Genomic DNA, 12,948 nt, shown 5'->3' with positions numbered 1-12,948 from the left:
GGATTGCCCCACGCGGCCGCGCTGGCCACGTGCGAATTTATCCGAGCACGGTGTTGAGCCCGGCAGCGTCTGAAGTGGAGTGTCCATTGTGTAGCGTGATCGGTGCGGCTCAGGGCGCCACCGCGCTCGGATGGGGTACCGCCGCTCGCGGCGCTGCCGCGTCCCGCCGGAGCAGGTCGCACTGGTCGGTGGCGAGCAGGTTGGCTCCGACAGCGGCTGCCCCAACCATTGGGGCCGGATCCGGGTCTGGTCAGGCGTACTGGCCTTCACGACTCGAGGTGAATCTGATGTTTGGGCGCTATCGGACCTTCCGGCCGTTCTCGGCTCGGGCTCTGCTGTTCCTCCTGCTGCGAATCGTTCTCGTACTGGGTGTCGTGTTCGCGATCGGCGCGGTCGGTGTGCTGACCGGTCAGGGCTGGATCACGGCGATCGGTACCGCGCTGCTGATCGGCGGACCGGCCTGGGCGGTCAGGATCTTCGTCACGCAGATCAACGCGCTGTGGATCTCGGCGAAAGGAGTGATGATCGGGCAGTGGACGGTGCCGTGGGACTCGGTACGGAAGATCGTCCTCTACGAGGAGGCCGGGCCGAGCGGGGCACGCGCCGGGGTTCAGGTCGGGTCCGCGGACATGGTGCTGGCCGGCGTGCCCGCCGACAGCCTCGACGTCACCGAGGCCGGTCAGCCGGTGATCGTGTCCCGGATGAACCGCGACCGTGTCGACGAACGAAAGCTTGCCGCCGCGCTGCGGAAGGTGGCGCCTGGCGGTGTGACGTTGGTGCGCCGCTCCGCACGGGGCGATGTCCCGCTCGCTCCCTCCGCCACGCGCAAGCCGGCGTGATCGGAGACTGCGATGATCTCGGTCAAATGGACCATGGTGCCCGTCACGATCGCGGCCTGTTTCTCGCTGTGTGCTTGCTTTCCACAGTCTGCGGAGCAGGCCCAGAACTGCGGCGACCTCACCGGGATCGTCCAGCGGGCGATCGAGGAGTTCCAGCAGGCTGCGGGCGCGGCGACGGACGTCGGCCAGCTGAGTGAGCGGATCCGGCGGATGGGGGCGAACATCCGTGCCGGGGCGAACACCGTGACCGACGAGGAGTTGCGTGCCGCCGCGTTCGCCGTCGCGGACGACCTCGAGCGCCTGCAGGGGGGATTGCCGTCGCCCGCGGGGTTCGCCGGGTTGCGTCAGCTGCACGAGACGATCCAGCGCAAGTGTCCGACATGATGCCCGTGCGGGGGCGCCTCCCGGTGGAGATCGCCCGGTTCGTGCGGTCGCGGGCGATGTGGACGACCGCGGTCGTGTGGCTGGTGACGGTGGCCGCGGCGGTGGTGTGTGTGCTTCCCTTCGAGTTCTGGACCGGAGTGCAGCTGCTCGCCCGTCATCGGCCTGCGAAGCGATCTCCCGCGCGGTGTGCTCCACCTGGATGAGGTTGGCGAGCTCGCTCGTCGGGGGCAGCTGATCCGGGCCGGGAATGCATTGCTCGGCCCGGGCCGAGCGGTCCGGTGACGCGGTGGACAGCAGCCGGATCAGCTCGGCGAACTGCTCGGTCGACAGAGGGGGCACCTCACGCACCTGGTCGTTGTCAGGCACGGGTGGCATCCAGCCGTGTTCGTCCGCGCCACGCCGGACCTCGTGGACGATCTCCGCCAGCGTGCCGCGGTAGGCCTCGGTGCTGTAGCCCGGCACTACCGGCTTGTGCTTGACGAGTTCGACCTCTCGCAGGCTTCGGATGCGGTCGTTGAGTGAGGCGCTCGTCGCGCGGAGCCGGTCGCGTTCCGCCGAGTACGCACGTGATTGGTCGCTTAGCTCCGCCTCGTTGGTGGTGGCCAGAGCGGCGGAAAGCGCGTCGAGGCTGAGCTGCAGCTCGATCGAGGCGTTCTTGCTGCCGCCGGTGAGCAGCACACAGAGCTTGCGAATCTCCGGAGGGATCCGCTCACGCAACACCTTCAGGGCCTGATCCTTCTGGCTGGTCACCAGGACGCGCTGGCCGCGCGCCAGCAGTGCCGAGATCAGATTGGCGATCGTGTGCGTCTTGCCGGTGCCGGGTGGGCCCTGGACGACGACGCCGGTCTCGGTGCGCATCAACTCGATGACACGTGTCTGTTCGGCGTTGGCCGGCAACGGAAACAGGGGATCGGTGCCGAGCACATCGCCGGGGTCGGCGCCCTGCCCGGTGAGCCACCGTTCGCGCTGCTCTCGATTCGTGTCGACGACGATCTGAGACAACGCGACCGGAATCGGTGCCCCGGGCTGACGCAGCGCCTCTGCGATGTGCCGGTACGCGTCGCGAATCTGGACCCGGCTCCGCGGGCGCAGCAGCAGGGCCGGGGCTGCTGCGAACGTCGGTGTCGTCCCTGGCGCACCGGTAGGATTCCCGGTCTCCTCTTCGCAGGCCAGGTCCAGTGCGAGGCCGAGCCACTCCCTCAGTGCCGCCATGGTGTGCGGCCCGAGTGCCGGCGAGTCGTTCTCGACGATCGTGCTCTTGTGTGCCCGGCCCCGATCAGGCCGGTAGACCTCCTGTCCCTCGAAGAGTTCCCGATCTTCGAGTCGCCGCTGGCCGACCAGCATGCGGACGGTCACGACACCGGTCCGGTCGAGCGAGGGAACGGCCTGCTCGGTTAGCAGGTGGCGGCGGATGATCTGGCCGTCCGGTGCTTGCCAGCACACCAGACCGACGCCGAGCACGAACTCGTACTCGTCGTCGAGTTGCTCTATCCGCTTCGCCGCGGCTTCGAGGGCGTCGTAGAACCGGCGTCGCCGTTGCCGCCTGCGCTCGTCCTCCGTCCAAACCCGCCAGCGGGCCAGCCACCGCAGGAAGACCGGTTTCAGTGGCTCGGCTTCCTCCTCAGCCCGGTCGGCTGGCACGCGGAACTCCGGTTCGGGTTCGCCCGGGCCCGGTGGCTCCGGTGGATGCACCCAGCCGGCCAGGTCGGCCGGTGGCATGGGGGCTGGTATCCGCTGGACGGGCCGCATCTGGAGTAGTACATCGGCCGCGTCCGGGTGGAAGGTCACTCCGTCCGGCAGGTCGTCCAGCCAGAGCACGGGATCCGGTGCCCGGGACGAGCCGTCGGTGATATCCCGTACTGGATTCCGGCTCGATACGTCGGTGAGGTCGGCGAGAAAGTCGATCAAGCTCGTGGTCGTTCGCAACGGATCGGTGTCCCGTTCTCCTGCCAGCACATCTGCTCCTCCCTCTGCGGCAACAGGTCAGAATGGAGGCAAGATCCGGGAACACGCGAGTAGACCGGCGACGAGCCGAAGCCCTCGTGAGTGAGGCTATTCGTAATGAACTCAGTCTGGTCACGACCCGTAACGTGCCTACGTTCGGGAACGACCACGGTGCATCGAGTTCCTTGACGGGAGACGCATCATGGTTGGACGACGGGCTGTGCTCTTGGTGATCGGCGTAATCCTTATGGCAGGCAGCGTCGTCGTGGCGGTATCGTTGATCGGCGGCGGAAGGCCGTCGGAACCGCGACTTCCGAGTCCAACGGTGGCGACCTCCCCCGCGGTGAACTTCCAGCTCCCCGACCTTCTTCGGTCGTCTCCGCCGTCCTCGACCAGGACGATGCCGGCGCTGGCGGAGCCTGTCGCGTCTGACTACGCGATCGAACTTAAGATTCAAAGCAAGAAGTGCTATGGCTCGGCCGGGTGCAATGTGGAGGTAGAGCCGTCGGTGTCGAGCGGTAACCCCGCAGCGTCGATGTACCGCTGTGACCTCACCTACACGATTAGCGGCGACGAGAGCGGGGACGTCGTGGAGACTGCCGACGCGCAAGGCCCTGGAACGTGGCGGGTAAACCGTACGATGATCAGTACTGCCAGGAACTCCGTCAAGCCGAAGGCCGCGGTGACCGACGTCTCCTGCCGTTGACTGGCCGGCTGTCAACGCTTCATGATCGTTCACCGGGCAAGTCAGGTTCAACCGAACCGACAGGGTGCACTAATGGAGCCGAAACTCCTTCGAACCAGGTCGACCGGGGCCGACTGAGAGCACTGGCTTCGCGAAATACCCAGCTGGGCATACTGAGAACGAGACGATTGGGCTCGAACAGTTAACCGGCAGGTTATTGGTTCGAGTCCAATTGGGAGCATCTTTCCAGGTCAGAGCCCTTTCAGAGGTGCAGCCTAGGGCCTGAGGGTGCATAAAAAGTGCACAGAACCCCGCGACTTCTTCGAAGGCCTCGCGTCCAGTGAGGAAACGCCAAGTCGGCCGTGCATGACCGCTGACCGGCCGGCTCCGATCAGCGGCTAGCGCAGGGCCCGCTTGCACGCTTCCGCGGCGTGGATCTTGTGAACCTTGATCGCGATGAGCATGGAAGGGCAGGCCCAGTTAGTGTAGGGGCTACTTCCGACCTTGCAGGCGTTGGTGACCTTCGGGCCGACCTTGTAGCCCACCTTGCGCAGGAACCCCTGGCAGTCCGCGACGCTGGCCGGCGAGATCGTGTCCGCCTGGACGGTGCTGCCGGTCGCCGGAGCGGCGCTGGCGACACCACCCGCGATCCCGAGCGGGGCAACAACTCCCAGCGTCACGACCGCCGCTGTGGCGAACCGGGCGAGTGCAGTCCTCATCTGGTCGAATCCTCCATCGCGAGTCGAACGCGCCACGGCGTCGCGGCGTCGTTGGCTCAACGTCGTGGACCCGGGGACAGACGGACAACACCTTTGCATCACGGTACAAACCTGGCCAGGCGCTCCCACTGCGTGTGGCGCGGCCGGATCAGTGGTCCAGGTCGGCGGCCAGCTCGGCGGCGGTCGCCAGATCGGTGGCGACCGCCTCGCGTTCGGCGCCGGTCAGTTCGAGTGCGCGCACCTCGGCGAGCAGTCCGGCCGCGGCGTCCCGGTCGCCCGCGCGCACCTGCAGTTCGGCGAGGTAGACCAGGGCGGGCAGCCGCTCGGCGGGCGGCGCGCCGGCGTGGCGGGCCAGTCCCGTTCGGAGTACGTCGATCGCCCGGTCGACGTCGCCGTGCGAGTCGCCCTGGCGTGCGGCGGTGGCCACCACCCGCGCCAGCCTGCTCTCCGGTGGGGTGTCGACGGCCTCGTCGTCGCTGCGGGAACTGATGCGCAGCCAGTTGCCGCCCGGATCGACCACCGAGAAACCGCCGGGAGCCCCCGACTTCCTGCGTGGCCGGGTCATCCGGGGAATGCCGGACACCGGCACCTTTCCGAACGCGGCGCGCAGGCCCGCGGCGAAGTCCGCGTGCAGGGCGGCCGTGTCCGGGACGATCACCACGGTGCTTCCCATGGATTGGGCGGGATCGAAGCCGGGGACACCGAAGAAGTGCAACTCGATCCCGCCGCGGCGCACCGAGGCGTACGGGTTGGGCCGGTCCTGCCGGAAGGTCACCGCGAACCCGAGCGCGGTGTAGAAGGGCAGGACGTCGTCGAGCTGGCGGCAGGGCAGGCCGGGGATGGCTCTTTCGCGGATCACCAAAACACCATACGGTGTTCGGGGTATTTGGCCAAGAGGAATAGGAGCCGGATGGAGTACGCGGGACGCGGCGACGCACGACGCACCATGGCGCTGCTCTGGGACGGCGCACCCACGCCACGGCGGGGCCCGCGCCAGCGCCTGGAGCTGACCCGGATCGTCGACATCGCGATCAGCCAGGCCGACAGCGCGGGCCCGGCGGCGTTGTCGCTGCGGGCGCTGGCCCAGGCGCTCGGCATCGGCACGGCGTCGCTCTACACCTACGTGCCCGGCAAGGCGGAGCTGCTCGAACTCATGGTGGACCGGATCGCGGGCACGCAGCCCCTGCCGGTGGCCGATCGCGGGCTGCGGGCCGGGCTGCGCGACCTGGCGTTGTCCGATCTCGCCGCATTCCGGGCCCATCCCTGGCTTGTCCGCGTGGCGAGCTCACGCACGGTCTTCGGCCCGCACGTCCTGAGCCGGTACGACGCCGCGCTGGCCCTGTTCGACGGCTGCGGCCTGGCGGCGAGCGACATCGTCGACAGCCACGCCGCGGTCGAGTCCTACACGCGCGGCGCGGCCTCCGCCGTCGTCGAGGCCGAGCAGGCACACAGGCACACCGGGCACAGTGACGACGAATGGTGGGAACAACGCGCCCCGCTCCTGGACGAACGCGTCAACGGCCGCTTCCCCCGGCTGACCGCGCTGGCCGAGGCCGGAGCGTTCGAGGTGCAGGACACCGCGCTGCCCTACACGCTGCAACGAGCTCTCGACCGCTTCGACTTCGGCCTCGAACTCGTCCTCGACTCGATCGACGCCCGGATCTCCGGGTAGGTAGCGTGATAAAGCAAGCCTAGGCACTGAGGAGTCGACGGTGAGCACGGGCAGACTGTCACGCCGCGGACTCCTGTACGGGACGGCCGGAGCGGGCCTGCTGCTCGCCGGCTGCGGCTCCGGTACCTCCGACGATGGGCGACCGGCCGCGGGTGCGGTGCCGGGCTTCCCCGTCACGGTCGAGGGCAAGCTGGGCAACACCACCGTCGAGGCGCCGCCGCAGCGCGTCGTGGCCTGCGGATACCTGCGGGACACCGACATCGCGCTGGCCCTCGGCGCCGGTCTGGTGCTCTCCGCCCGGCACACGCTCTTCGCCAACGGCATGGCAGCCTGGTCCCAGCCCGCGCCACCCACGGAAACGGTCTACGCCCTCACGGCATGAGATGCCAGGGCTCCGGCAAAGTCCAGAGTCCGGGGCGAATTGCCGTGAAGGCCCCCTTCACGGCATCAGACGCCACCACATCCGCCCTCACCCCGGCACACCCGCCCCACCAGCCACCACGAACGAGACAACCCCACCAAGCAGCTTGACCTCACGCCCACGTATCGCAATCCGGAACCGGCATGCCGGACAGTGGAACCAGCCGGGCGACCGGCGCCACGGGAGAACCGCTCCACATCGTGAGTTCTGCGCTCACGCACGCGAGTTCTACGTTCCTGCACACGAGTTCCACGCTCGAGACCAGCCACCCCGCCTACCTGCGACCCAACCCTTGCCGGGATGAAGTCCGGGGCCTGCGGTTTCAGGGCATGAAGCCGCGCTGAAACCCCGTTGATCCGGTCCGCGGGCAGGGTCTGCGGCATGACAACACCGGCGATCGCGGCGAGAGGGCTGCGGAAGTCTTACGGCGACAAGGTCGTACTGGACGGCATCGACCTGACCGTGCGGGCGGGGACCGTCTTCTCCCTGCTCGGGCCGAACGGAGCGGGCAAGACGACGACCGTCCAGATCCTGTCCACACTGATCGACGCCGACGACGGAACCGCCAGGGTGGCGGGGTTCGACGTGCGGACCGAGACCACCGGCGTGCGGCACGCGATCGGGGTCACCGGGCAGTTCGCGGCCATCGACGATCTGCTCACCGGCGCGGAGAACCTCCAGCTGATGGCGGACCTGCGCCAGATCCCGCGCGGCGAGGGCAGGCAGCTCACCGAGCGGCTGCTCCGCCGCTTCGACCTGGCCGAGGCGGGCGGGAAGCTCCCGGGAACCTACTCGGGCGGCATGCGAAGGCGGCTCGATCTCGCCATGACGCTGGTGGGCGATCCGCGCATCATCTTCCTCGACGAGCCGACCACCGGTCTGGACCCGCGCAGCCGCAGGATGATGTGGGAGATCATCCGGAACCTCGTCGCCGACGGCGTCACGATCTTCCTCACCACCCAGTACCTGGAGGAAGCCGACCAGCTCGCCGACCGCATCGCGGTGCTGGACGGCGGCAGGCTCGTCGCCGAGGGAACCCCGGCCGAGCTCAAACGACGGGTTCCGGGCGGGCACATCCTGCTGCGGTTCGCCGGCCCGCACCAGCTGGACGACGCGGCCCGCCTGCTCGGGGACGCGGCCCGCGACGACGACGCCCTGACCCTGCACGTGCCCAGCGACGGCGGCGTCAGGTCGCTGCACGACCTGCTCGACCGGCTGGAGCACGCCCGCATCGACGTGGAGACGCTGACGGTGCACACCCCGGACCTCGACGACGTCTTCCTCGCACTCACCGCCACGGAGGTGACCACATGACCGGTGACTCGATAACCATGTTGCGGCGCAAGGTGAAACACTCGATGCGCTATCCGTCGCTGACCATCGGCGGCGTGGCGATGCCGGTGCTGATGCTGCTGCTGTTCGTGGGAGTCTTCGGCCGCACGCTGACCGCGGGCCTGGACGGCACCGACTACGTCGACTACGTCACGCCGGGGATTCTCATCGTGTCCGTGACGTCCTGCTGCATCATCACGGCGGTGAGCGTCAGCTCGGACAAGGTCGCCGGCATCATGAAACGCTTGCGCACCATGGCGATCTCCCGTGCGGCGGTGCTGAACGGGCACGTCCTCGGCGGTGTCATCCAGACGGCCTTCAGCACCGCGCTGGTGATCGCGGTGGCGCTGCTGCTGGGTTTCCGGCCGCACGTCGACGTCCTCGGCTGGCTGGCCGCCGCCGGAATCCTGCTGTCGCTGATGTTCGCGCTGTCCTGGATCGCCGCCGCCGTCGGGCTGGTGGCACGGGGACCGGAGTCGGCGAGCAACCTGCCGCTGCCGCTGACGTTCCTGCCCATGCTGGGCAGCGGGTTCGTCCCGACGGACTCACTTCCCGGCTGGCTGCACTGGTTCGCCGAGCACCAGCCGTTCACCCCGATCACCGAAGCCGTGCGCGGCCTGCTGATGGGCACCCCGGTCGGCGGCACGGCCGCGATCGCGATCGCCTGGTGTGCCGGCCTCGCGGCCGTCGGCTACCTGTGGTCGCGCCGGGCCTTCGAGAAGGGACACAAGCCGTGACAGCGTGGAACACCAACCCCGCCCACTTCTGGATGAACGGCCCGCTGCCCGCCGATCCCGTCGAGTTCGACGAGCGGATGGGCGCGTGGTTCGTCACCGGATACCCCGAGGCACAACAGGTTCTCGGCGACCCGGGGACGTTCTCCTCCGACATCAGCCCGTACTTCCCGCATGCCGACCGCGACCAGGCCGCCGAGGACCTGAACGCGGGGAACCTGCTGCTGATGGACGGCGCGTTCCACCGGCAGCGCCGCAAGGTGCTCAGCCAGGCCTTCACCCCCAGGGTGGTGGCCGACCTGGAACCCCGGATCACGGAGATCGTCACCGAACTGGCCGACGGCCTGGCCGGCCGGGACGAGTTCGACTTCGTCGAGGAGATCGCCTACCCGCTGCCGGTGACGGTGATCGCCGAACTGCTCGGCATTCCCGCCACCGACCGGAAACTGTTCGCCTACTGGGCGGACAAGCTCATGGAGAGCAAGATCGTCCACTACGAGACCGATCCCGGCGTGGACGTCCAGGCCGCCGCGCGGGCAGCCGTGGCCGAGTACCTGCCGATGATGGACTACCTGGCCGAACACGCGGCCGGCCGGCGGCGCCGGCCGGGCGAGGACCTGCTCAGCAGGCTCGTGCACGCCGAAGTGGACGGTGAACGGCTCACCGACGCCGAGATCACCAGCTTCGGCGCACTGCTGCTCATCGCCGGGCACGTCACGACGACCCTCCTGCTCGGCAGCACCATCATGTGCCTGGACCGCTACCGGGACGCGGCCGCCGCCGTGCGCCGGGACAGGTCGCTGGTACCCGCGGCGCTGGAGGAGTCGCTGCGGCTGATCAGCCCGGTCCCCGGGGTCTGGCGGGCCACCACCCGCGACACCGAGATCGGCGGCCGAGCCCTCCCCGGCGGGCAGCTGGTGACCGCGCTGGTCGGCGCGGCCAACCGCGACCCGCGCCGGTTCGCCGACCCCGCGACCTACGACCTCACCCGCGACCCCAACCCGCACCTGGGTTTCGGCCGCGGTGCGCACTTCTGCCTCGGGGCGCCGCTGGCCCGGCTGGAGGGCAGGATCGCGCTGAACATCCTGCTCGACCGGTTCGGCGACCTGCGGACGATCCCGGACGATCCGCCCGTGTTCCACCCGGCGCTGGACATGTGCGGGGCCCGGCACCTACCGGTCCGGGTGAGTTAGCTCCTCCAGCGCCGCGATCCGCAGTTCGGCACGGCTCAGGGTGGCGTACGACGACACGGCGTCGTCGTAGGCCACCCTGTCCGCGTCGCGGGCCGCCTGGCGGGCACGTTCCGGGGACATCGTCGGCTGGTGCCCGCGCAGGAAACAGCACCGCTCGGCCAGTGCGATCAGCCGGACGGCGTGCCGCGGCCGGTGCGCCAGCTCGGCCATCCCGGCCGCCAGCAGCAGCGCACCCCACACGCGGAACTCGCGCAGGAACGGCGACGGGTCGGCCGTCGGATGCCGCAGCAGCGAAACCAGCCGGTCCGGCAACCGGCCGACCAGGTCCGCCACCAGGTCCAGGCGGCCGTGCTGGGCGTGCGCGACCACGACGGTCGCCTCGACCTCGTTGAGCCACGGGTCGATCCCCGACGACCGCACCCGGTACGGCGTGCCACCGTGCGAATCGAGCACCCGCAGCGCGTCCCGCCAGACCCGCAGGCCCGCTTCGATCTCGCCACGCGCCAGCAGGATCTCGGCCTGGACACCGAGCGGTGGCGTGCCGCCGTCGGTGTCGAGTCCCGCCCCGGCGCCGCCCAGCAGCGAGTCCAGCCACCACTCGGCGGCGTCCAGGTCGCCCGCCTGCAGGTGAGTGTGGACGAGGGACACGGCGACGTGGGCGATGTCGTCCGGGAACAGCTCGTACGCCGCCGTGAAATGGTGCCTGGCTTCGTCGATCTCGCCCTCGTGCAGGCACAGTTCGCCGAGCCGGACACGTGTGGACAACTGCACCCACGGGGCAGCCCGCTCGGCCTGTTCCTGTGCCGTCCTGGCTGCCGCCAGCGCCCCGGGCAGGTCGAGTTCGCTTTCCCTGATGTGGCTTTCCAGAAAGTTCGCCGCGGCGATCAGCAACGGCTCACCGGTGTCCGCTTCGCCGCACAGCAGCGCGGCCGCGGCTCTGGCCAGGGTGTCCGGCTTGGCCGGTGGCAGACGCTTGAGCACGACAAGACTGCGGACCGCGCGAGGGCCCTGGATCATGAACCTGGTGGTGGCGCAGATCGCGGCGGTCGTCCTGGTCACCTCCACGAACTCCGGATCGGGCCGGTAGTGCGCGAGCACGTAGCCGATGTCGTCCACGTGGGCCTCGGTCATGTCGTAGTTCGACGCCAGCAGCCACATGCTGGTCAGCACCGAGGCCGCGGACGCGACCGTCGCCCCGTCGTGCCGCTCGATGCCGTACCGCAGTGCCCGCACCAGGTTGTCCTGTTCGGCTTCGATCAGGACGGCGGAGGCGATCGGGTCCGCGCCGAACACCGCCTCGTGGTGGGCCAGGCCGAACTGCCGTGCCCAGGCGAGGAAGGCGTCCACCGCCGTGTCGTCGCGCCGGTTCGCGCAGAACTCCCGGACGGTCTCCAGCATCTGGAACCGGACGCCTGCCGGTGTGTCGACGGCCTTGAGCAGCGACTGGTCGGTGAGATGCTCCAGGATGTCCCTCGCCTCGGCGCCGAGCACGTGTTCGGCGGCCGACAGCGTGAACCCGCCGGGAAAGACGGACAGCGGCCCCATCGCGCTCCGGCTGGACTCGGTCAGGAGGTTCCAGCTCCACTCGACGACACCGTGCAGCGTCCGGTGCCGGCTGGGCGTGTCCCGGGAACCACCGCGCAGCAAGGCGAACCGGTCGTCCAGCCGTGCGGCGATCTCGGGTACCGACATGATCCGCGCCCGGGCCGCGGCGAGTTCGATCGCCAGCGGCAGGCCGTCCAGCTGCCGGCACAGGCCCGCCACGACGTCCGCGGGCAGCTCGACGCCGGGACGTGCGGACCGCGCCCGTTGCCCGAACAACTCGACCGCCGTGGCGAGGGGCAGTTCGGGCAGCCGGTAGACCGCCTCGGAGGACAACCCGAGTGGCGCACGGCTCGTGGTGAGGACCCGTACCTCGCGGGTCGCGGACACCAGGACACGGACCAGCTCGGCCACCGAGTCGAGCACGTGCTCACAGTTGTCCAGCACCAGCAGCGCCGGTGCCTGCCCGATCGCGTTGACGATGCCGGACACCACGTCGGCCGGCCGCCGGAAGTGGAGCGGATCCCCGGCTCCCACCACGGAGGCGACCTCGTGGGCCACGTGGCCGGTGACCCCGGCCAGCGGGACGAAGTAGACGTCGCAGGCCGAGTCCAGGCTCACCGCCTGCGCCAGCCGTGTCTTGCCCAGGCCGCCGGGGCCCAGAATCGTCACGACCCGGGACGTCGTCAGCATGCCCGTGACGGCCGCGAGGTCGTTCGCCCTGCCGAGCAGGGCGTTCGGCTCGTGTTCGACGCCCTTGCGGACCACCTCGCCGCGCAGCAGCCGGCGGTGCAGTGCCCGCAGCGCCGGTCCCGGGTCGGTGCCGAGTTCGTCGCGCAGCCGCCGCCGGTACCGCTCGTAGCTGGCCAGCGCCGTGGCCGCCCCCGCGGTGGCCGCCTCGCTGCGCAGCAGCTCCAGCAGGACCTCCTCGTCGTGGCCGTCCTCCGCCGCCAGCAGGCGTAACGCCTCCAGGGCTTCGGCGGGTCTCCCGGCCAGGGACAACGCGAGCGCCCGGGTCCTGGTCAGCGACCGGTGCGTCCCGGTCAACCGGGAGCGGAGCTCGGCCACCGGGCCGTACTCGTCGCCGTCGCCGCCGTCCCACAGCGCGAGGCCGTCGTCCGCGGCGGTCAGGGCGCCGTGGTGGTCGCCCCGGCGCAGGGCCTCCGCGCCCCGCGCGGCCAGTTCCCGGGCCACGCCGGTGTCGACCGCGCCCGGGTCCAGCGTCAGGCGATAGCCCGACGCGGTGTTCTCGATCAGGTCGGCGGCGAGCTGGGCACGTACCCGGGAGACCAGGACCCGTAGTGCCTTCGCCGGGTTCTCCGGCTGTTCGTCCGGCCAGAGTCCCTCGACCAGGCGGTCCGTGCCGCAGCCGCGGCGCAGGTCGTCGGCCAGCAGGGCGATCAGGTTCCGCAGCCGGGGCGCGGTCACCTCCCGCCCCCGGAAGGCCACCGTCGCCAGCAGCCTCAGCTCGATCGACACCCGT

The 12,948-nt window shown here is 69.9% G+C and carries 10 protein-coding genes; 6 read left to right on the top strand and 4 right to left on the bottom strand.

Features of this window, described 5'->3' with window-relative positions:
• Positions 1-266: 266 nt before the first annotated feature.
• The gene (locus EWH70_RS25800) at positions 267-3,179 is read right to left on the bottom strand and encodes an AAA domain-containing protein (protein ID WP_130478094.1); all 2,913 of its coding nucleotides are present in this window, start codon (positions 3,177-3,179) and stop codon (positions 267-269) included.
• Between the two features lie 208 nt (positions 3,180-3,387).
• Between EWH70_RS25800 and EWH70_RS25795 the strand changes: the two genes are divergently transcribed.
• The gene (locus EWH70_RS25795) at positions 3,388-3,873 is read left to right on the top strand and encodes a hypothetical protein (protein WP_130478093.1); all 486 of its coding nucleotides are present in this window, start codon (positions 3,388-3,390) and stop codon (positions 3,871-3,873) included.
• A 377-nt stretch (positions 3,874-4,250) separates the two neighbouring features.
• Here EWH70_RS25795 and EWH70_RS25790 read toward each other — a convergent pair whose 3' ends face one another.
• Both EWH70_RS25790 and EWH70_RS25785 read right to left on the bottom strand, forming a co-directional pair.
• Positions 4,251-4,571, bottom strand: coding sequence for a hypothetical protein (locus EWH70_RS25790; RefSeq protein WP_130478092.1), 321 nt, complete (start codon positions 4,569-4,571; stop codon positions 4,251-4,253).
• 148 nt (positions 4,572-4,719) lie between these two features.
• Positions 4,720-5,430 (bottom strand): VOC family protein, encoded by a 711-nt coding sequence (locus EWH70_RS25785; RefSeq protein ID WP_205669252.1) that lies wholly within the window; start codon positions 5,428-5,430, stop codon positions 4,720-4,722.
• Between the two features lie 51 nt (positions 5,431-5,481).
• Here EWH70_RS25785 and EWH70_RS25780 point away from each other — a divergent pair, with 51 nt between their 5' ends.
• The 5 genes from EWH70_RS25780 to EWH70_RS25760 all read left to right on the top strand — a co-directional run bounded on the left by EWH70_RS25780 (position 5,482) and on the right by EWH70_RS25760 (position 9,923).
• Entirely contained in the window at positions 5,482-6,243 is a 762-nt protein-coding gene (locus EWH70_RS25780; RefSeq protein WP_130478091.1) for a TetR/AcrR family transcriptional regulator, read from the top strand.
• 40 nt (positions 6,244-6,283) lie between these two features.
• Positions 6,284-6,625 carry an ABC transporter substrate-binding protein gene (locus EWH70_RS25775; protein WP_130478090.1) on the top strand — a complete coding sequence of 114 codons (342 nt, stop codon included), beginning with the start codon at positions 6,284-6,286 and terminating at the stop codon, positions 6,623-6,625.
• Between the two features lie 420 nt (positions 6,626-7,045).
• Positions 7,046-7,978 (top strand): ATP-binding cassette domain-containing protein, encoded by a 933-nt coding sequence (locus EWH70_RS25770; protein ID WP_130478089.1) that lies wholly within the window; start codon positions 7,046-7,048, stop codon positions 7,976-7,978.
• The gene (locus tag EWH70_RS25765) at positions 7,975-8,733 is read left to right on the top strand and encodes an ABC transporter permease (protein WP_130478088.1); all 759 of its coding nucleotides are present in this window, start codon (positions 7,975-7,977) and stop codon (positions 8,731-8,733) included. The genes EWH70_RS25770 and EWH70_RS25765 overlap by 4 nt, the downstream gene beginning before the upstream one ends.
• Positions 8,730-9,923 carry a cytochrome P450 gene (locus tag EWH70_RS25760; RefSeq protein ID WP_240687228.1) on the top strand — a complete coding sequence of 398 codons (1,194 nt, stop codon included), beginning with the start codon at positions 8,730-8,732 and terminating at the stop codon, positions 9,921-9,923. The genes EWH70_RS25765 and EWH70_RS25760 overlap by 4 nt, the downstream gene beginning before the upstream one ends.
• On the opposite strand, the gene EWH70_RS25755 is transcribed toward EWH70_RS25760, so the two are convergent.
• A complete protein-coding gene (locus EWH70_RS25755; protein WP_130478087.1) occupies positions 9,903-12,944 on the bottom strand; it encodes an ATP-binding protein in 3,042 nt (1,013 codons plus the stop codon). The genes EWH70_RS25760 and EWH70_RS25755 overlap by 21 nt on opposite strands.
• Between the last annotated feature and the right edge of the window lie 4 nt (positions 12,945-12,948).

It is taken from the genome of Amycolatopsis suaedae (genome assembly GCF_004214935.1).
In the GTDB taxonomy this organism is placed as follows: Bacteria; Actinomycetota; Actinomycetes; order Mycobacteriales; family Pseudonocardiaceae; genus Amycolatopsis; species Amycolatopsis suaedae.
Note: the sequence above shows the minus strand (reverse complement) of the source record. Positions and strands in the feature narration are given on the sequence as shown.

Excerpts from the sequence above, each read along its gene's own strand:
- EWH70_RS25790 (WP_130478092.1), bottom strand. The coding sequence starts at position 4,571 with ATGAGGACTGCACTCGCCCGGTTCGCCACAGCGGCGGTCGTGACGCTG.
- EWH70_RS25765 (WP_130478088.1), top strand. The coding sequence starts at position 7,975 with ATGACCGGTGACTCGATAACCATGTTGCGGCGCAAGGTGAAACACTCG.
- EWH70_RS25770 (WP_130478089.1), top strand. The coding sequence starts at position 7,046 with ATGACAACACCGGCGATCGCGGCGAGAGGGCTGCGGAAGTCTTACGGC.
- EWH70_RS25780 (WP_130478091.1), top strand. The coding sequence starts at position 5,482 with ATGGAGTACGCGGGACGCGGCGACGCACGACGCACCATGGCGCTGCTC.